The following is a 19,262-nucleotide window of genomic DNA, read 5'->3' on the forward strand; positions in this document are numbered from 1 at the left end:
CACAACAGAGACAAGATTACATAATGCAAAGAAAACCCCTCCTAGCACTGCTCGCCTTAACGACTTTAAGTCTCGTTGGTTGTTCCAACGAGACACCGATACCCGCTTACCAAACATCTCCTGACTTGCCTAGCTATCAGCAAGACAGCTTTGATGACTACGTCAATGACACCCAAGATTGGTTATTGAAAAACCGCGTGTTCATGGCAGAAGACAAGCAGCTTGAGATTCAACTCAATTCACCCACCGAATACGAACCTGCGACACCTAACGGTAAGGCAGTTTTATTGGTTCATGGGTTAGGTGATTCTCCGTACTCATTTAAAGACATCGCAACGCACCTAGCAGAACAAGGTTACTTAGTGAGAACGGTATTGCTACCGGGCCATGGCAGCCGTGTCGGTGACTTAATGCAGCCAAGCTTAGAAGATTGGCAAGGTGTTGTAGATCATCATACGAAGTTACTAGAGCAAGAGTATGATTCTGTGTGGCTTGGCGGCTATTCAACAGGCGCAAACCTCGTGACTTCACAGGCGATGAACGATCCTAAGATCTCAGGGCTACTGCTGTTCTCTCCTGCGTTTCAACCGAGCTCATCTGCGGTTCAGTATGCTGGGATAGCAAGCTACTTTGTCACTTGGGCTGACCAAGATCCTGAAGACAATATGTTGCGTTACAACTCACTGCCAATGAATGGTGCCTCGGTTTACTACGAGACATCAGAAGTGGTTCGTGAAGACCTGCAAGATAAACACTTCGATAAACCGGTGTTTATTATGATGAGTGAAGGCGACAGTGTGATTGACACTAGCTTCGTTCAACAAGCGTTTACTGAATCCATGCCCAATCCAAACAATGTTTTGGTTTGGCAAGGAGAAACCACACTCGACGATCCTCGCACTGTTCAATACAGCATGAAGATCCCAGAACAACGTATTTCGAACGGTTCTCATATGGGTTTGCTGTTCTCACCAAGCAATCCGTATTACGGAATCAATGGTAGCGAGAAGATCTGCTCCAATGGTCAAGAGGAAGGTTTTGAAGAACAGTGCAACGCGACAAGTGAAGTGTGGTACTCAGCGTGGGGATATCGTGAAGATGGAAAAAACCATGCGCGTCTGACCTACAACCCGTACTTTTCAGACTCGATGCAAAAGCTTGATGCGGTTCTGAATTCAGAAGGCTAACAAGCACAAGACTGTCGAAACGAATCCATAGAAATCAAAAAGGCTCACTAGATAACGTCTAGTGAGCCTTTTTAATGGATATCGTTTCTTGCCAGTATATGGACTACCGCTATATCGTCCACACCACACGCACAGCAAGTAGAATCAACACCACACCAGATAGTCGGTCAATCAACTGGGCTTTCGAGCGAATACGCTCAACAATCAACGGGCTAGAGAGCACCAAAGTAATAAAAGTATACCAAAGGCCATCAACAATCAGAGGCGTTGAGACAATAATCACTTGATTGCTAAGTTCGTTACCCAACGCCACAAATTGGCTAAACAGAGCGATAAAGAACAACGCGATCTTAGGGCTCAAGATTGAGATCAAGAAAGCCTCACGAGCAGACTGCATGTAGCTCATCTGTTCACCCGCTTCCAATTTCGCAGCAACACCACCTTTTGAGCGTAACGCATTCACACCAAGATAAAGTAGATACGCTGCACCCGCCAAACTGATGCCTTTGAACAACATAGGTGATTGCTCAAGCACAACGGCTAAACCAACAATAGTTGCGAACGCATAAATACCGATGCCTGCGGCGTGAGACCAAGCCGCGACAAGACCATTGATACGGCCACCAGCCAAACTGTGCTTTGCAATCATAGCCAAGCTTGGGCCCGGAGACATTGCACCCAACAAGCAAATCGCTAATAAAGAAAACCAAATTGTTACTGTCATCATTCCATTCCTAGTAAAACAAAGCGTCCTAGCTGAACCCTCTTTGCTTAATATTCAATACTTAGCATTTACCATAATTCGCAGAAGGTATTATTTGAAATCAAAGATTATCATCATACTTATGATTTTAAATCATGCTGATGTTGTAACTCGACTTCTGCATCGCTTGGAATGCCTTTTCTCGCGCCCATTTATGAGCAGAGTCGTTGTCATACTTCGGGTGCCACATTAACCAATAGGTGTGCATCTCCGTTTCAAATGGCAGCGAAAAGTAAGTCGTTTCAAGGTGTCGACCTAAGTTATAGGCGATATGTTCCGGAACGATCATCAGATAATCGTCTTGCATTAACACAGTACCAGCCGATGAGAAGAACGGAACCTGCAAAGCGACTCTGCGCTTATGCCCCAATTTCTTTAACGCAATATCTGAATAACTGTCCTTGTCTCCCCCACCAGTCACTTTGATGTGTGAGTAGCTGACGATATCTTCTGTGCTCAAAGTCGATTGATTAGCTAGTGGATGGGACTTGCGCATCAAACACACCGACTTATCTTCGCCAAGTTTGATGCTAGAAACATGTTCTGGTTTCTTAGGGAAAATACTCGAAGCCAAGTGAATACCTGACTCATTCAGTGCTTCAAGGTAGTTTGGTTGCCACAAGCGATACGCCAAATTAATATTCGGCGCTTCGGCAGACACCTCAGCAACAATCACAGGCAGAATATACTGAGCCACATAGTCACTCGAAGACAATACCAGTTCACCCTGCCAGTCTTGCGGTTCAAAGGGTTTATCGTCTAAAAGGTGGTCGAACTCTCCAAGCAAGTCATCGAGTTTGCCTTTGAGTAACAAAGCACGGTTAGTCGGCACCAGTTTGTTGCCATCACGAACCAGCAAAGGATCGCCACATAGATCTCTAAGCTGAGCCAGTTGACGGCTCACCGCCGACTGCGTGATGTGCAAACGCTGAGCTGTTCGACTGACATGACACTCTTCAAGAAGCACATGCAGAGAGCGCAGTAGGTTTAAGTTGATATTGCCTAGCATGAATGCACCTTCGCATTCTGTTTGTTAAAAAACTCCGTCAAAACCGTATGAGTCATGAGGTGTCGAAGTTCTGGGTAGCTTTGCAGGTGGTCGCGGATTTGATTCAAACGTTCCATGCTTTCAACTTCAACATAAAGCATCATGTCTGTCTCACCGCTAATAGAGTGGCACCATTGCACCTCATCAATACTCTGGATTCGTGTCGCGTAGGACTCACAACTATGGTCGCTGCTCGACATGTCGAACTTCAACAAGATGTAAGCGCACACATTTTTCGTTTGGTTGGGCTCTGCCACTTGAGCACAATAACCCGTAATCACTTTGTCGCTTTCCAGTTTCTTGATTCTGGCATTCACCGCCGAGCGCGAGAGGCTGACATCTCGGGCGATATCGCTCACTGAGCATCGTGCATTGGTTTTGAGAATATCCAAAATCTGACGATCAAATTTATCCATGCTTCTGATTCTTTCCATTTATTGTTCTATTTATAACGTCTAATTTGACACAACTTTCCTGCTTATAACAGCCATTATGACAGCCGACACTTTCACGCTTAATCAAGTTAATACTGTTAAATTGACGGTGTCTTAAGACGTTTCGCTAGCTGCATTATTAATATCGACAATGTATGCTCTCATTCATAGCATCACCCAAACATCGAAGACAGGCACAAGAAGGCCGATATGATAAGCCAATAGCTAGGAGAGCGAATGACACAACTCAAACAAGAAATCACGTTGATCTCAGGAATAGGACAACTCTCAACAACTTTGCTTGGCACTGGACTCTTTATGATTCCCGCAATTGCCGCAGGCATCGCCGGACAATTGTCTTTAGTCGCATGGTTGATCTTGTTTATCGCTATTTGCCCGATTGCACTAACCTTCGCCGCATTAGGAAAACGATACCCCAATGCAGGTGGCACGGCCTATTTTGTTCGCCAAGCCTTCAGTGAGCGATTAGAAACCAGCGTAGCTTGGTTGTTTGTGAGTGTTATTCCTGTCGGTATTCCGGCTGCCATTGCATTGGCAGGCGGTTTTGCACAACAACTATTACCCACACCACTCGACACACCTCTGGGTGCTCAGTCCTTTACCGTCGCTCTGCTTATTGCTGTCAACTTGATGGGCAGTAAGTCTTCTGGCCGCTTACAAACGGTGATTGCCTTGTCGATTTTTGCCTTGGTTAGCGCCTTTGTTTGGAAAGCCGACATCACTGCAGCTGACATCGCCGTTCCGACCATGACGTCCGATTCGATGTGGTCGATTGGCGCCGCTTTGGCAGTCATGTTTTGGTGCTTTGTCGGGATAGAAGCCTTTGCTCACATGGGAGAAGAATTTAAGAATCCACAGCGTGATTTCCCCATCGCGATCATTGCAGGGTGTTTCGTCGCGGGCGTAGTGTACTGGGCTTGTTCAGTGGTTATTATCAAGCTAGGCGCTTATGGTTCACCAGAATTTGATGCTGCATCCATCCCGTGGGTGACAGAGCAACTGTTTGGCAATGGCTTTAAAACCGTCATCAGTGTGCTTGGCTTCTTTGCTTGTTTTGCGAGCCTAAACCTTTACACCCAAAGCTTGTCTCGCATGATCTGGGCCCAAGCTCGCCAACACACACCTACCAGTAAAATGGCGTTACTTAACAGCCGTGGCGTACCACTTTATCCAACGTTAGCCATTGGATTTATCGCACTGATCTCATGTGTGATTGGTGAGTTGTCTAATTTGGACCTTGAATTCTTCCTTAAACTCGCCAACGGTATTTTTGTACTGGTTTATCTGCTTGCAATGTTAGCGGCTTGCCGATTGCTGACTGGCGCATCTAGATACACTGCCATGCTCTCACTGGTGATCTGTACCTTGGTGTTTATCTGCCTAAGTTGGTCGATGCTCTATGCTGTGACTGTTTTTGTGACATTGTCACTACCTTGGCGCAAGTGGCTAGGTAAAGGTAAACCCACCGTCTCTATCGACAAGTTGTAACTCGATTAGTGATGAATCAGAAAATTGTAAACAAGCCCTACCAATATTACTGATAAAAAAGCCGAGCGATCTGTTTGATCTTCGGCTTTATGTCAGCGAGTCGGATATTACCAAACCCCAGAACTGCACCACTCCAATCACGAGCATCACTTGATCCATATTCATAAAAGTCAAAAGGACGAATTATGATATTTTCAAGCTCTGCCCTACGGCTCCACTCATGCTCAGATATCCCTTGATACCACTTCACTGTCACATGTAGCCCTGCAGCCTGACTGATCACTTCAAGATCACCGTTAAACTCGCTTTCAATCGCTTCTATCATGGCTTCATACTTGAGTTTGTATGACCGGCGCATCTTTCTAATATGACGCAGCAAGTCGCCTTCTCGAACAAAATCCGCCAAAGCTTCCTGTGTATGGGACGCCGTGTCTCCAGTGAGCGCATCTTTAATCTCAAGACACTTCGCCACCAGACTTTCAGGCACCACTAAGTACCCTAATCGAAGGCCATTGAACATCACCTTACTCAGAGAGCCGACATAGATGATGCGATCATCGAACCCCAACTTACCCGCCAAACCTTGCATGCTGGTATAAGGGCGATGAGCAAACTGAAACTCACTGTCGTAGTCATCTTCAATAATCCATGACTGATGTTGATTGGCCCAATCGATCAGTTTAAGTCGTTGTTCGGTATTGAGTGTTGTGCCCATTGGGTATTGATTGCTTGGAGTGACGTACAATGCCTTGGCGTTACTGGACAACACTTTTTCAATACCTAATCCAACCTTTTCATGCACAGTCACACCATCTAGGTCTAGCCTCAACAGATCGATGATTTTATGCACTTGTCGGTAGCCGGGCTCTTCCACAAGGATTTTGTCACCCATCGCTAACGTCGCCATTAATCCGATTGAGATAGCTTGCTGCGCACCTGCGGTGATGATGATTCTGTCGGCACTGCAGTGAACTGAACGACTGCTTGCCAGATACCCACTCAGCGCTTCCCTCAAGGCCAAGCTTCCTTGAACCTCTTGATTGCCCGCAATGTTCTGACGTGTAGAGTGGCGTTGCAGCAACCTCTGCCATTTAGAGAAAGGGAACGCATCTAAGTCAGGGACTCCGGGGGCAAAGCTGCGGTTAATATCGTTAGGTGTCGCTATGTTTACAGCCGGTCTACTGACTGTTTGTTTAACCTTCGGATCCTGAACACTGTTTGGCTTAGACAAACTTAGAAAGTGCTCTGGTTGTTCAACCGAGACATAAAACCCTGAACCTTGCTTACTCTCAATATAGCCTTCAGTAACCAGTTGTTCGTACGCATAAATCACCGTATTTCGACTCACCGATAACTCGACGGCTAGCTTACGTGTTGAAGGTAACTTACTGCCCTTGCTCCATAAATCTTGAACAATCTTTTCTCTGATCGCGTGGAACAAGGCGGTTTGACGCGTGTCATGTTGCTCGTCTAACTGTAGGTCACCGACATCAATAGGCTGCATAACTGGATCCAAATAGTGTTTAAAAGTGGCTCTATTTAATAGACCAGTTAATCGCTACATTAATCAAAAGGCAATGATTAAGGAGCGATTATGTTATCTAACACGAAAAGAACCACGATTAAAAAAGGGGCTCACAAAGCCGTATTTGAACAAGAGAAGCTGCACCAAATTATTGATGAGAGCTTAATCGCACACATTGCATTGCAGGGCGAACAAGGGCCAATGGTTATCCCGATGCTCGCGTGGCGAGTGGATGAGATGGTCTACATTCATGGGGCTAAAAACAGTCGCTTATTGAAAGGTCTGAAAAAGGGAGATCCAACCTGTTTAACGTTCACTTTGTTCGATGGTTGGGTGTTAGCTCGCTCTGCATTTCATCACAGTGCGCATTATCGTTCTGCTGTGGTGTTGGGGTCATTCTCAGTCATCGATGACAACCAAGAAAAGGATCGCTTATTGAACATCTTCATTGAGCAAATCGCGCCGGGAAGAACCGACGACGTCAGGCTCAGTAATGAGAAAGAGCTCACCGCAACCGAGCTATTAGCAATACCGTTAACGGAAGCATCCGTCAAAATTGGAAAGCATGGTGTGAATGATGATAAGGCTGACATGGATATTCCCGTCTGGGCGGGTGTATTACCTTATCGCACCGTTGTAGGGCCATTAGAAACAGTTCCAGAGCAAGAAGGCATCATTGAAACGCCAGATTACCAACAAGCTTATGGTGAACGTTGGTATCAAAATTAACACACTTAGGTAGTCAAAAGGATGGAGTTATATACAATCTGAATTACAAAAAATTAACATAACTCATGATGTAATCAGACGATGAAAACGAATAAGGATATCCTACCATTTCAAGGCTTGCTCAATGGCATTGGGCAAGTCTATTTCACACCGTCTGCCATGACGTCGCTTTTGCTGTTGCTTGCCATTTCGATTGAATCACTTTCACTTGCTTTCCTTACCCTACTTGGCGCAAGTTGCAGCTACGGATTTGCCTTACTGACCAATAAACCGTCTCATGATATTGAGAATGGCATGTATGCACTAAATGGCGCACTGATTGCTTTGTTCATCGGGAATTTTTTTGAAGTAAATGGGTGGCTGATTTTAGTAGTAGCCATCGGCTCGCTCATTACCGTACCCATCGCCAAGATCGTGTTTAACTTTAAGAAGTATCGCGGTTACACAAGTGCCTTTATCCTCACCTCTTGGCTGATTTATACTATCCAATCAACCTTGGGGCTATCGACGTTTTCGGCACCAGACTCCGCACTGAGGCCACTAATCAGTCTTGAGGTAGACTCGTGGTTCAACCTACCGACAGTGGTGATCCCGTTGTTAAAAGGGATCAGCCAAGTCAGCTTTATCGAAAATGCGTTGTCGGGGCTCGTTATCTTAATCGCCATCGCGCTTAACAACCTAAAGCATGCCGCTTGGGTTGTGCTAGCAGTAATAATGAGCACAGCATTTAGCGATTTGATTGGTGCTCCTGATGAACTGGTAGCTCAAGGTCTTTATGGGTACAACGCCATTCTTGCCACTCTAGCGCTTGTGCTCTATCCGCGAGTTCCTTGGCCGTTGATCCTATTAGGCATGCTGTTGAGCTGTCTAATCACACTTGGTTTTCACGAGCTGTCACTACTGCCACTCACCGCCCCTTTTATTTTAAGTACTTGGATAATCGTTTACCTATCCACTCATTATAAAAAGCTAGATGAAGACTAATGACGATCAGTATTGACCATCAAAACGCTCAATATATTGCTTAGGCGTCAAGCCTCGATGTTTCTTAAACATCCGATTAAAGCTCGCGACGTTGGTATAACCTAACCTCTTTGAGACTTCTTCCACTGGCACTGAATACATCAGTAGATCTACCGCTACGTTGCTTAACGCATACCCCATAATGGTAGAAAAATTGATGCCCGATTTATGCAAACGGCGTTGAAACTGCTGCTCAGAGAGCCCTAATAAACTGGAAACCTTGTGAAGGGTTGGTAAACCAAAGTGGCGACTGTAGTTGATCATCTCATAGGTGACCTTATGTTCATCACCAGCATCTGGCATGTTTAGATAGTTATCCAAGTCATGAAAGTTCATCGCCAGATTTGTTTTACTATTCGATGGTGATTGATTGATTGATAACCTCGATTCACTCGGGATCCAAACTTCTGTGCGAGGCTGTCCCCATTGAATCGTACAGCCGAAATATTCATGGTAGAGGTCAACATTCTCTCGACGACCTGCTATTGAAACCGCAACGGGTTTAAAGTCATCACCCAAATATCGACGTAAAATCTTCATAATGAAAACCGCGACTCTTATTGAGTCATGCACTTTACCCGTTTCTGAGTAAGCAGGATTGTCGTAGCACCATTTAATCATTGTCCCTACCTGTGCACCGTATAAGAACGCACCAGACTGTAAATAGTGCAGGCCGATGTTCACTCGGCGGATCGTAGAAGCAAGATCATGTCCAGAAAAAAACCAGTTGGTTAACGGGCCTAATTTTTCAATATCCACTCGGTCAGACAGTTTCAGAATAATATCTGGATCATTAGTTTGCTGTTCAAGAAACCCATACCATTTATCGACTTCATTGACCGGAATAAGATTCATTGAGTTAGTAAACACAGACTTCGGAATACCTAAACGCTCCGTATTAACCACAGGGTTTGTGACAGCGTGTTGATAAATACCCAAAATCCCCAACGCTCTTAAGAAGTTACAATTGTTCATTAGTCGCTAACCCTTAGAAAGTAAATCATAGATCAAATCATATAGTTGCCATTATCGAAGTAATTAGTAAATTTACAACCTGTAAATCCAACTTCCATCACACTCAGCGTTCAAATTTTACTTAGGGTTGATCAATGAGTTTACTAAGTGTCCCATTTGTTGGAACAGGCGCAGACACCGCATTACACATCGTAGCTGGCGTTGTGTTAGTCGCAACAATCGCAGCTGCATGTTACGGCTTTTGGCGCGTTCATGAATTACCAATCAATAAAGCCCACAGTAAAGAGCATCACCAGCTCGGTTTAATCACCGCTTTAACTTGGATTGGCTTCATATGGCACTGGGTATGGGTACTTGCCGTCATTTTAGCGTTTGTTGATATGGAAAAAGCCATCATAAACCTAAGAGACACATGGAAAGCACCTGCGGAACCAACAGAACAACAAGTTAAGAATGATCAAGATGGGGAGAGCCAAACATGTTAGAAGGCTTAGCTCTGTGGGCACTGTTCATCTATCTACTTAGGCTTATTGGTATGCCATGGAATAAGGGCACCAAAGCATTTTCTTATCTAGGTGGTACGTCATGGTTATTGTTTGTTTGGGTTGGACTCATTAACTACACGCCGATGGATCTCTCTGGAGGTTCAGTCGTTCAATCACCACACATTCAGCTACGTCCAGATTCAACCAATGTGTCAGGCAAAACAACCAAGGTTCACATTAGACCGAACCAAGACGTGATTGAAGGTCAGCTCATTTACGAAATTGATGACACCAAATATGTTATTGCAAGAGATAAGGCTAACGTGCAACTTGAATCGGCGAACGTTGCTTTAGATACCGCTCGCCAAGAAGTGAGTATCGCAAAAGTCAGCTACCAATCGGCGCTTGAAGACATCAAAGCTTCAGTCGCACAAATAGATTCAGCTAAAACAGACTTAGTACTTCAGTCAAAGACACTTGATCGTTACCAAAAGCAAAACAAAGTTGTAGAACATACGATTACTGAGACTGACATCGACCAGCAAACGGCAAAGGTAGACTTGGCAACGTATAACGTCACCACATTGGAATCTCAACTGAGTAAGAAAGAAGTTGATGCTGAGAACGCGAAGTTAAACATCCACAAAGCAGAAACCAACGTCAGTAAGAAGCAAACTGAGGTTGATTCTTCTAAGGCAACACTGGCGCAAGCACAATGGGATCTAAACAGCACCAAAGTCACTGCACCGACTGACGGCTTTGTAACTAACTTCATTCTTCGTGAAGGACAGCGAGTATCAATGATGCCTCGTATCCAAATGTACACTGAAGAAAAATACGTGTTAATGCGAGTGAATCACCAAGCTATTCGTAACGTAAAAGTGGGCCAGCCTGCTGAGTTTGCAACGGCGGTATACCCAGGAAAGATATTCTCCGCAACCGTAGAAGGCATTGTTGAAGCGACGGGTGAAGCACAAGCTAGCCTGTTAGGTATTGATGAACAAGTTCGTGTCACCACAGGTAGGAACCTTCAGAACAAGCACCACTTTGTCCGCTTAAAAATTGACGAGGCGGAAGGTTACGATATTCCTGTCGGCTCTGTAGGGTTAGCTTGGGTAAGCGGTGAGAAGCCGATCAGCTTTATGGCGTTCCTAGACGTAATACGCGGGATCATCATTAGAATGAAGTCCCAGTTATACTTCTTCTACTCGATCTAATACTTGTCTTAGATAAAACGATACAAAGCCCATGAGATCTGAGATCGCACGGGCTTTTTGTCTATTTTACCGCTAGTTGCAGAAGAAGTAGAAGTAGAAGTAGAAGTAGAAAGAGCAGCAAAAACCAAGCAACTAAGCAACTAAGCAACATTCGGTATGCATTTTTAACGGTTATCCCTTAATGACAACCGCCACAAATCGCAAAACGCAATTGCAAAACGCAACAAGACGAATCCAAAATGCGAATTAAACATTTAAATACGCACCAAATTGCTATAAAACCACCATTTTACGTTGTTTTAAAAGTTGGCACACTAACTGCAATGTATATATTGACCCTTCTTAAGCCGAGGGTCACCTAGCCAACTGACGTTGTTAGTGAACCTTTCTTGTTCACGATATATATAGGCCAATTGCGATTATTGCGATTGGCTATTTTTTTGTCTGAAGTTTGGCTAAACGCTTTCCTTTCGATACAGACACCCATTCAATCGCATAATAATCAACATTCATAGCCAACCATAAACATCAGACACTTCACGCGTTACAGCAAACGTTTTCTATATATTTTTTTTAAACAAATACAAAAAATAAACTATTGTTATACATGGTAATTAGCACCCCAACCGACTTAAAAATACTTTTATTGACAAAATTAACATTGACTACATGTTTTAGATCACCATAATGCGCACGTTTGCCTGCAATACGGCAACCGTTATTTTTAATTTTGATCAATTGCGGAGGTAAAAAATGGCTGCTGATAATAACTACAGTCTAGGGCCGGTTCCTACATCGGCTAGGAAAGGAGTCGCTTCACTCACCATGGTAATGCTTGGACTCACTTTCTTCTCTGCAAGTATGTGGACTGGTGGTTCACTCGGGACAGGTCTTTCTTTCAACGATTTCTTCCTTGCTGTTCTCATCGGTAACCTAATTCTTGGTATTTACACTTCTTTTCTTGGCTACATCGGCTCATCTACTGGCCTCTCGACTCACCTTCTTGCTCGTTTCTCTTTTGGTACTAAAGGCTCATGGCTTCCTTCTGCTCTACTTGGTGGTACACAAGTCGGTTGGTTTGGTGTGGGCGTTGCGATGTTTGCCATCCCAGTTCAAAAAGCCACAGGCATAGATACCAACACCTTGATTGTTGTATCTGGCTTGTTGATGACAGGTACGGTGTACTTCGGTATTAAAGCACTCATGGTGCTTTCAGCGATTGCGGTGCCCGCAATTGCGATTCTAGGTGGTTACTCAGTACTAACAGCCGTAGACAGTGTTGGTGGACTAGAGCAACTGCAGCTGATTAAGCCAGAGACGCCAATGGACTTCTCAATGGCACTAGCAATGGTTGTAGGTTCGTTTGTAAGTGCAGGTACGTTGACTGCCGATTTCGTTCGCTTCGGTAAAAAGCCAGCAAGCGCCGTGTTAATTACCATGGTCGCATTCTTCATCGGTAACTCGCTGATGTTTATCTTCGGCGCAGCAGGCGCAGCAGCAACCGGTCAGGCTGATATTTCAGATGTGATGATCGCGCAAGGTCTACTGCTTCCCGCCATCATCGTGCTTGGCTTGAATATCTGGACAACCAATGAAAACGCACTTTATGCGTCAGGTCTTGGTTTATCTAACATCACAGGTCGCTCAAGTACTACAATGTCTATCATTAACGGCATTATCGGAACGATTTTCGCACTTTGGTTATACAACAACTTCGTTGGCTGGCTAACCTTCCTTTCGCTGGCGATTCCGCCGATTGGTGGCGTAATCATCGCCGACTTCTTCGCGAACCGTAAACGTTACAAAGATTTTGCAAATGCAGAGTTCCAAACCGTTAACTGGGCTGGCATTATCGCGGTAGCAACAGGCGTAGCCGCTGGTCACTTCTTACCTGGCATCGTTCCTTTGAATGCCGTGTTTGGTGGTGCAATCAGTTACCTCGTGCTAAATCCTCTATTGAACAAAAAAGCTCTGAAATCTCAGGCCGCTTAAGGACACACTATGACAACCTTATTAATCAAGAACGCGAAACTTCAGGACCAAGAAGGCTTGAAACAGATTCTGATTGAAAATGGTCAATTTTCTCGCATTCTCGATAATGACGCTCAAATCGATCATCAAGGTGACATCCTTGATGCTGAAGGTGGTATTGCGGTTTCTCCATTCTGTGAACCGCACATCCACCTAGATACCACTCAAACTGCTGGTGAGCCTAACTGGAACATCTCTGGTACTTTGTTTGAAGGTATTGAGCGTTGGGCTGAGCGTAAAGAATTGTTATCAATCGAAGACGTAAAGTCTCGTGCCAAGCAAACACTGAAATGGCAGATAGCTAATGGTGTTCAACACGTGCGTACACACGTTGATGTCTCTGACCCAACGTTAGTTGCGTTAAAAGCGATGGTTGAAGTTCGTGAAGAGATGAAAGAGTGGGTCGACATCCAGATCGTTGCATTCCCTCAAGAAGGCATTCTTTCATACCCTAACGGCAAAGAGTTGCTTGAAGAAGCAGTCAAGATCGGCGCTGACGTTATCGGTGCTATCCCCCATTTCGAATTCACTCGTGAATACGGTATTGAATCTCTGCATTATGTGTTCGAGCTTGCACGCAAGTACGACTGCCTGATCGACGTTCACTGTGATGAGATTGATGACGAGCAATCTCGCTTTGTTGAAACGCTGGCAGCCCTTGCGCACAAATTCGAAATGGGTGAGAAGGTAACGGCAAGCCATACCACAGCGATGGGTTCATACAATGGTGCTTACGCATCTCGCCTATTCCGTCTACTGAAGATGTCTGGTATTAACTTCGTGGCAAACCCATTAGTGAATATTCACTTACAGGGTCGCTTCGACGACTACCCGAAACGCCGTGGCGTAACGCGAGTTAAAGAGATGCTCGCCGCAAATATCAATGTGTGTTTCGGCCACGATGATGTGTTTGACCCTTGGTACCCACTGGGCACAGCAAACATGCTTCAAGTTCTGCACATGGGACTGCACGTAACGCAAGTGATGGGCTACGACCAAATCAACACTTCGCTTGATTTGATCAGCAAAAATTCAGCACGCACACTGCATATCCAAGACAACTACGGTATTGAAGAAGGTAAGCCAGGAAGCTTACTAATTCTTCCTGCAGATAACGGTTTTGATGCAGTACGTCGCCAAGTTCCAGTGCAGTACTCTATTCGCCACGGAAAAATAATCGCAGAGACTCAACCAGCTAAGACTAAAATTAATTTAGATAAGACTGAAGATATCAACTTCAAACGATAATATCGTCTATACTAACGAAGAAAAGGAGGCTTAGGCTTCCTTTTTACTTTGTCATGGCGTGTAACTTTATAAACCTATCAGCTGTTGTAGGTAGTTTTTGTTAACGAGCGCAACATGACAAAAAACTCGCTGATTTATCAATCAATGAGTGTACAACCCGAAAGACTGTGTTAACATGCACTCGCTCTGTTAGCCGGAGTTATTTAAGTTAGATGAATAGTAAAAAATGACATGTAAAATCGTTACCCGTTTTTGTAAGTAGTTTTTCCTTATTTCTTAGCAATATTAAATAATTCAATTATCAGCGCATTGCAGTAATGCAATCAACAATTTAGAAAATTTATGAATAAGGGACAAATTATGTCTAACACAAATACTGGCACTGTAAAATGGTTTAACGAAGAGAAAGGTTTCGGTTTCATTTCTCAAGACAACGGCGGCGCTGACGTATTCGTACACTTCCGTGCTATCGCTTCTGAAGGTTTCAAAACTCTGAAAGAAGGCCAAAAGGTTTCTTTCGAAGTTGAAAACGGTCAAAAAGGCCTACAAGCAGCAAACGTTGTTGCTCAATAATTAGCTTTTAGCTAAAAAGAATTCTAAAGCGCTGATTTTTATCGGCGCTTTTTTATGCCTGAAAGAAAACTTCCACTAAGTTACTGTCTCTTCCACACACACTCCTATTACCCATTTTTCGGCAGAGCATTTTTAGCAAGCCGAGTGTTTTAACAGACTAAGGTTTTTAAAAGACTAAGGGGTTGAATAGACTAAGCACTTTAAAAGACTAAATACTTTAGCAAGTTCAGGGTTTGAACAATCTAAAATGACCCATTATTGAACACGATTAGTATCACAGCCAACCCTTGCCAACAGTCGTATCCCCTCTAAACCGGACCTCTCCTTTTTGGTCAAAGAACACTCTATTTATCATTCGATATAGATATGCAATCGATTTCCATAATAAAAATGAGTTGTTTACCCAATCCTCATCCATTAATTATATAATTTTTAAAGCAAAGATCGGTAAAATCCGCTAATCTTGGTCACAGTGGCTTAAGTTAGTTTGGTATCTGTAGTAAAAATAATGAACAAAGACGAATTTCAAAAATCCACCGCAAATCTAAAAAAAGCGGTGCCTCTTATGATGAAGAACAGAGTGTCTACCACACCTGCGAATTACGCACTTTGGTACACCTATGTTGATAATGCTATTCCACAGCTGACTAAAGACATGGATGGTATTTTGGAACACTATGGCATTTGTCCCCCAGCCGTTGGTGAGCAACTTTACAATAATTATGTTGCGAGCAAATCTGAAACGAATATCAATGACCTCCGCGCTAATTTAGAACTGTTAGTCTCGGAAGTTTCAAATTCGATGAATGATACATTGACCGATACCTCCGCCTTTTCCGACATGATCGATAAAAACTTCGAGGACTTGGCTCGCGTTGATAATGAAAGTCTATCGATCGACGAAGTCATGTCTTTAGTTCGTCAGCTGGTTTCTGAATCTCGTCATATTCGTCACTCTACTCAATTTTTGAACTCTCAGTTGAACTCTGCAACATCAGAAATCACCAAGCTAAAATCTCAGCTGATAGAAGTGCAGAAAGACGCGCTCTTTGACAGTACAACGACACTCTATAACCGCCGCTCTTTTGACCTTGATATAGAGACCTTATGTGAAGCGAAACAACCTCTGTGTTTGATTCTTCTCGACATTGATCATTTTAAAAACTTCAACGACACCTATGGCCACTTGTTTGGTGACATGGTTCTTAAAGGTATTGCGCGCAAGTTAAAACAAATGTGCCGTGAAGGTATTTCTGCTTACCGATTTGGTGGTGAAGAGTTCGCGATAATCGTGCCAAACAAATCATTACGCATTGCACGCCAGCTTGCTGACACCAACCGCCGCTCTCTAGAAAAGCTATCGATTAAAGATCGTCGTAGCGGGCAACAGGTTGGCAATATCACAGCATCGTTTGGGGTAGCTGAACTTGAACCCGGTGAATCGGCACAATCACTGATCGAACGCGCTGATAAGTTACTTTACGAAGCGAAATCCCTGGGTCGTAACCGGGTCATGCCCCTTTAAGTTTAATCTCTGATGTGACTTAACTAGCGCCAGCGAAGCACTAATCAATATTCGTTGGAAAGAACATCAAAAAGCCCCAAAGATTCACTCACGAGTTAATCTTTGGGGCTTTTTTGTTGGTAATGGGTAATGTATCGATTTAGTACTTACTAGCTGGGTTCAAAACCTTCAGCATTCTAAATCTTATTTCATACCACTAAAGTTGGTAGCAATAATTCAGGCAGTAATCTTCACCACTCTTAGCTCGAAACTCTTTGTCTTCACTGCATGCCTTTGGTTTACCCTTTGCATCGCCTTGAATCAAACTGATCCAGTGACGCATTGCTGCTATGGTCTCGTCGCGGATTGTGGTCGTTGCTTCCATTGGCAATTGGCTAAACGTGGTGCATGACTCTAACTGAATATCATCAATCTCTACCAACTCAATACAACCCGTTCCTTTATGGCAGCCAAACATCACTTCTAGGTGGCTCCCGCTACCATCTCGGAACAGTATAGAGTCTGGGTCATTCTTCTCTCCCATGTACGCTACAAATCGCTTGGGATGCTTTAAGCCACTATGTTGTCCATCTTTGAAGTAAGCCATAATATGACGGTAGTCGACTACGTAGCTTGTTACATCTTGGTGCGAGCCGTTCTCTAGTGGAAACAGGCGATCAAGTAGCTGCTTTGCTTTCACTTGCTTCTGAGTTTGCTTATTCGCACTGATTGCCTCCACGGCAAAGACAGCTTCAGCGATAAATGGCTTTGATTGTTTTTGGATTTCTGTTTTATCGAATGTCAGCATATTCATAGTCTTTCCCTTTGAGCCATCCGGTGAAAACTCACCGAGTTTTACAACAATAATGTGTCCTGGAGCAATTATTCCAAACTAACGTTTAATTTATTTGTCATTTTGTGAATTGCTCAGTTTGTAGACTAACGCTTTTTTGCATACAATTTCACAACAAAAATTTTACAATGTGAATTTTACAAATATGGCCTTGTCAAAAAGTTTAGTTCGTCAGTCACATTTCCTAGGTACTAAAATACGTAACCTAAGAAAACGTAACCATTTAACGATGGAAGACCTGTCTGCGCGTTGTATTAGAATCAACCCAGAATACGCACCTTCCGTTTCTTACCTATCAATGATTGAACGCGGAAAGCGGGTGCCAAGCATCGATATGCTGGAAGTGATTGCGCAGGTCTTTCAGAAGACACCAACCTGGTTCCTCGACGACGAATCCGAACAACAAGCCATTGCTCCTGATAAAGGGAATCGTGGGGGGATAAGTGGTATGGCACTCGAGCCGAGCTTTCTATTCTCCAACGACATCCTGCAAATTGCGATTCCAGAGATGCTATCGCAAACAGGAATCTCAGGCCGTCAGTTTGCGCACCTCTTGATTCGAGCACACCAAGAGAGCAATCAGAACCACTTCCCTGACCTTGAGCGTGCAGCGGAAGAAGTTGGCTTAAAACGCCTTAACCTCAGCGTAGAAGACCTTATAGACATAGCTAGAAGCCTAGGAATCAACATCCGTTGGGTAACACGTACACCGAAAGACGTTGTTGATGAGCTCGGAATTAATGCCAAACAGCTCGTCACTTCGTTCTTTGAACCTCCCAGTACCATCTTCTTAAACGAAATTCTGAAAGAGTACCCGACTCGACTGAAATACGATTTGTCTGTCTATATCGGCCATTGCATTCTTCATAGCAAAGAAGGCCTGAAGAGTGTGTTGTCGGTCGGCAACAACAATACATGGGACGACAATCAGGTTTCAGGATCTTCACAGCTCAACTCCCAAGACATCCTTCAAGCATGGCGAGACTTTGAATCCAGCTTCTTTGCTGGCGCACTTCTTTGCCCGAAAGTTCCATTTAGACAGTTGCTTGACCGCACTGGTTACGAAATCGACGTTCACAAAAGAGCGGGGGTTTCCCCCTCTGTTGCTATGCGTCGAATGACGGTAGTATCGCCCTACCCTCACTGGCACTACTTTGATGCTTATGGGCCAGGGAAACTCAAGGCGGTGTACCGCGGGAACGGGATTCCACTGCCTTGGGGAAATATGAGAACGGTCGCCGACCCATGTCAACATTGGGCTGTATTCCGCCGATTGTCAGAACCTCGCGCAGGGAGTTCGGCTCAAATATCTATTTTAAATGTGGGTGATGAGCCAAGAATCTACTGCTGTGAATCCATCAATATGACGGATCCTGCGGGTAACAATCGCGTATTGTGTGCTGGCATAGACCTTAACCCAGCGATTGATGCTCAAGGCGGTAATTCAAGAGACATTGCAGAGCAACTTAAAGCGTCATGCGTTAACAATGGTGGTTCTGTGGTAATACCGCGTAACATCAAGAAAGATCTCACGACAATAGCCAAAATTCTAAATATAAATTGGATTGAACGTGGGATTGAGACAGAGGCTAGGCTTATCTGCTCTAGAGGTGGAGAATGCCCTCGCCAGCCAAGCTGTTACTCGAAGTGTTGTGAGTAAAACCAACAAGTCGAACCTAAAATTCAGGCAAAAAAAAACCAATCACAAAAGGGTGATTGGTCATATATTTTGTGTGAACAATATGGGTTCACTAACAACGTCAGTTGGCTAGGTGACCCTCGGCTTAAGAAGGGTCACTATTACTAATGCACTATGCGTGCCAACTTTAAACATACGTATTTACTACGCATCTGAACACGTATTCACCATAAATGCTTGTTTGTTTTGCAAACTGAAATTGCAAATTGCAAAATCCAACAAATCGCTAGTGATTATGTTGTTATTAATAGATCATTAAAGATTAATTTCTCTTCCTATAAATACCTACTTTTCAATAAATTCGATAGCTTCAACTCCGAAAAAACCTCTTCTTGTTTACTTAATGACACCCATAAAAAAACGCGAACATTGAAATTCAATATTCGCGCTTGTTCGAGTTCGATAGCAGGAAGTCGTCAATGAACGAAAACCCTCCTACGAAGCGATCTCGTTACATAA

Annotated in this window: 17 protein-coding genes; 11 read left to right on the forward strand and 6 right to left on the reverse strand. The window is 44.0% G+C overall.

The window, feature by feature from the left end; all coding sequences use genetic code 11:
- The first annotated feature begins 23 nt into the window (after positions 1-23).
- Entirely contained in the window at positions 24-1,187 is a 1,164-nt protein-coding gene (locus OCV44_RS15790) for an alpha/beta hydrolase (protein WP_139684364.1), read from the forward strand.
- Positions 1,188-1,296: 109 nt separating this feature from the next.
- Here the strand turns inward: OCV44_RS15790 and OCV44_RS15795 are convergent, their stop codons facing one another.
- The 3 genes from OCV44_RS15795 to OCV44_RS15805 form a co-directional block, all read right to left on the reverse strand.
- Entirely contained in the window at positions 1,297-1,911 is a 615-nt protein-coding gene (locus OCV44_RS15795; protein WP_139684432.1) for a LysE family translocator, read from the reverse strand.
- Positions 1,912-2,038: 127 nt separating this feature from the next.
- On the reverse strand, positions 2,039-2,959 hold the full coding sequence (locus tag OCV44_RS15800; RefSeq protein WP_139684363.1) for a LysR family transcriptional regulator: 921 nt from the start codon (positions 2,957-2,959) through the stop codon (positions 2,039-2,041).
- A complete protein-coding gene (locus tag OCV44_RS15805) occupies positions 2,953-3,414 on the reverse strand; it encodes an Lrp/AsnC family transcriptional regulator (protein ID WP_139684362.1) in 462 nt (153 codons plus the stop codon). Before OCV44_RS15805 ends, OCV44_RS15800 begins: the two co-directional genes overlap by 7 nt.
- Before the next feature lie 255 nt (positions 3,415-3,669).
- On the opposite strand from OCV44_RS15805, the gene yjeH reads away from it, so the two are divergent.
- Entirely contained in the window at positions 3,670-4,941 is a 1,272-nt protein-coding gene (gene yjeH / locus OCV44_RS15810) for an L-methionine/branched-chain amino acid transporter (protein ID WP_139684361.1), read from the forward strand.
- A gap of 46 nt (positions 4,942-4,987) precedes the next feature.
- On the opposite strand, the gene pdxR is transcribed toward yjeH, so the two are convergent.
- Positions 4,988-6,445: a MocR-like pyridoxine biosynthesis transcription factor PdxR gene (gene pdxR / locus OCV44_RS15815; RefSeq protein ID WP_139684360.1), complete on the reverse strand. Its 1,458-nt coding sequence runs from the start codon at positions 6,443-6,445 to the stop codon at positions 4,988-4,990.
- A gap of 90 nt (positions 6,446-6,535) precedes the next feature.
- Here pdxR and OCV44_RS15820 point away from each other — a divergent pair, with 90 nt between their 5' ends.
- A complete protein-coding gene (locus OCV44_RS15820) occupies positions 6,536-7,195 on the forward strand; it encodes a pyridoxamine 5'-phosphate oxidase family protein (RefSeq protein WP_139684359.1) in 660 nt (219 codons plus the stop codon).
- 81 nt (positions 7,196-7,276) lie between these two features.
- A complete protein-coding gene (locus OCV44_RS15825) occupies positions 7,277-8,179 on the forward strand; it encodes an urea transporter (RefSeq protein ID WP_139684358.1) in 903 nt (300 codons plus the stop codon).
- 6 nt (positions 8,180-8,185) lie between these two features.
- On the opposite strand, the gene OCV44_RS15830 is transcribed toward OCV44_RS15825, so the two are convergent.
- Positions 8,186-9,193 carry an AraC family transcriptional regulator gene (locus OCV44_RS15830; protein WP_139684357.1) on the reverse strand — a complete coding sequence of 336 codons (1,008 nt, stop codon included), beginning with the start codon at positions 9,191-9,193 and terminating at the stop codon, positions 8,186-8,188.
- A gap of 134 nt (positions 9,194-9,327) precedes the next feature.
- On the opposite strand from OCV44_RS15830, the gene OCV44_RS15835 reads away from it, so the two are divergent.
- From OCV44_RS15835 to OCV44_RS15860, 6 genes are all read left to right on the forward strand, one after another.
- Positions 9,328-9,678 carry an MFS transporter gene (locus OCV44_RS15835; protein WP_139684356.1) on the forward strand — a complete coding sequence of 117 codons (351 nt, stop codon included), beginning with the start codon at positions 9,328-9,330 and terminating at the stop codon, positions 9,676-9,678.
- Positions 9,672-10,895, forward strand: coding sequence for an HlyD family secretion protein (locus tag OCV44_RS15840; RefSeq protein WP_139684355.1), 1,224 nt, complete (start codon positions 9,672-9,674; stop codon positions 10,893-10,895). Before OCV44_RS15835 ends, OCV44_RS15840 begins: the two co-directional genes overlap by 7 nt.
- A gap of 753 nt (positions 10,896-11,648) precedes the next feature.
- Positions 11,649-12,887 carry a cytosine permease gene (codB, locus tag OCV44_RS15845; RefSeq protein WP_139684354.1) on the forward strand — a complete coding sequence of 413 codons (1,239 nt, stop codon included), beginning with the start codon at positions 11,649-11,651 and terminating at the stop codon, positions 12,885-12,887.
- 9 nt (positions 12,888-12,896) lie between these two features.
- Positions 12,897-14,174, forward strand: coding sequence for a cytosine deaminase (locus OCV44_RS15850; RefSeq protein ID WP_139684353.1), 1,278 nt, complete (start codon positions 12,897-12,899; stop codon positions 14,172-14,174).
- Positions 14,175-14,534: 360 nt separating this feature from the next.
- Positions 14,535-14,747 (forward strand): transcription antiterminator/RNA stability regulator CspE, encoded by a 213-nt coding sequence (gene cspE, locus OCV44_RS15855; protein WP_004730009.1) that lies wholly within the window; start codon positions 14,535-14,537, stop codon positions 14,745-14,747.
- A gap of 508 nt (positions 14,748-15,255) precedes the next feature.
- Positions 15,256-16,272 (forward strand): GGDEF domain-containing protein, encoded by a 1,017-nt coding sequence (locus OCV44_RS15860; protein ID WP_086050684.1) that lies wholly within the window; start codon positions 15,256-15,258, stop codon positions 16,270-16,272.
- 196 nt (positions 16,273-16,468) lie between these two features.
- Here the strand turns inward: OCV44_RS15860 and OCV44_RS15865 are convergent, their stop codons facing one another.
- Positions 16,469-17,065 carry an aldolase/citrate lyase/malate synthase family protein gene (locus OCV44_RS15865; protein WP_139684352.1) on the reverse strand — a complete coding sequence of 199 codons (597 nt, stop codon included), beginning with the start codon at positions 17,063-17,065 and terminating at the stop codon, positions 16,469-16,471.
- A gap of 268 nt (positions 17,066-17,333) precedes the next feature.
- Between OCV44_RS15865 and OCV44_RS15870 the strand changes: the two genes are divergently transcribed.
- Positions 17,334-18,764, forward strand: coding sequence for a DUF3612 domain-containing protein (locus tag OCV44_RS15870; protein ID WP_246091707.1), 1,431 nt, complete (start codon positions 17,334-17,336; stop codon positions 18,762-18,764).
- The last annotated feature ends 498 nt before the right edge of the window (positions 18,765-19,262 follow it).

Origin of the sequence: Vibrio tasmaniensis, from assembly GCF_024347635.1 — a bacterium.
Taxonomy (GTDB): Bacteria; Pseudomonadota; Gammaproteobacteria; order Enterobacterales; family Vibrionaceae; genus Vibrio; species Vibrio tasmaniensis.

Excerpts from the sequence above, each read along its gene's own strand:
- OCV44_RS15790 (WP_139684364.1), top strand. The coding sequence starts at position 24 with ATGCAAAGAAAACCCCTCCTAGCACTGCTCGCCTTAACGACTTTAAGT.
- OCV44_RS15795 (WP_139684432.1), bottom strand. The coding sequence starts at position 1,911 with ATGACAGTAACAATTTGGTTTTCTTTATTAGCGATTTGCTTGTTGGGT.
- OCV44_RS15800 (WP_139684363.1), bottom strand. The coding sequence starts at position 2,959 with ATGCTAGGCAATATCAACTTAAACCTACTGCGCTCTCTGCATGTGCTT.
- OCV44_RS15805 (WP_139684362.1), bottom strand. The coding sequence starts at position 3,414 with ATGGATAAATTTGATCGTCAGATTTTGGATATTCTCAAAACCAATGCA.
- yjeH (WP_139684361.1), top strand. The coding sequence starts at position 3,670 with ATGACACAACTCAAACAAGAAATCACGTTGATCTCAGGAATAGGACAA.
- pdxR (WP_139684360.1), bottom strand. The coding sequence starts at position 6,445 with ATGCAGCCTATTGATGTCGGTGACCTACAGTTAGACGAGCAACATGAC.
- OCV44_RS15820 (WP_139684359.1), top strand. The coding sequence starts at position 6,536 with ATGTTATCTAACACGAAAAGAACCACGATTAAAAAAGGGGCTCACAAA.
- OCV44_RS15825 (WP_139684358.1), top strand. The coding sequence starts at position 7,277 with ATGAAAACGAATAAGGATATCCTACCATTTCAAGGCTTGCTCAATGGC.
- OCV44_RS15830 (WP_139684357.1), bottom strand. The coding sequence starts at position 9,193 with ATGAACAATTGTAACTTCTTAAGAGCGTTGGGGATTTTGGGTATTTAT.
- OCV44_RS15835 (WP_139684356.1), top strand. The coding sequence starts at position 9,328 with ATGAGTTTACTAAGTGTCCCATTTGTTGGAACAGGCGCAGACACCGCA.
- OCV44_RS15840 (WP_139684355.1), top strand. The coding sequence starts at position 9,672 with ATGTTAGAAGGCTTAGCTCTGTGGGCACTGTTCATCTATCTACTTAGG.
- codB (WP_139684354.1), top strand. The coding sequence starts at position 11,649 with ATGGCTGCTGATAATAACTACAGTCTAGGGCCGGTTCCTACATCGGCT.
- OCV44_RS15850 (WP_139684353.1), top strand. The coding sequence starts at position 12,897 with ATGACAACCTTATTAATCAAGAACGCGAAACTTCAGGACCAAGAAGGC.
- cspE (WP_004730009.1), top strand. The coding sequence starts at position 14,535 with ATGTCTAACACAAATACTGGCACTGTAAAATGGTTTAACGAAGAGAAA.
- OCV44_RS15860 (WP_086050684.1), top strand. The coding sequence starts at position 15,256 with ATGAACAAAGACGAATTTCAAAAATCCACCGCAAATCTAAAAAAAGCG.
- OCV44_RS15865 (WP_139684352.1), bottom strand. The coding sequence starts at position 17,065 with ATGAATATGCTGACATTCGATAAAACAGAAATCCAAAAACAATCAAAG.
- OCV44_RS15870 (WP_246091707.1), top strand. The coding sequence starts at position 17,334 with ATGGAAGACCTGTCTGCGCGTTGTATTAGAATCAACCCAGAATACGCA.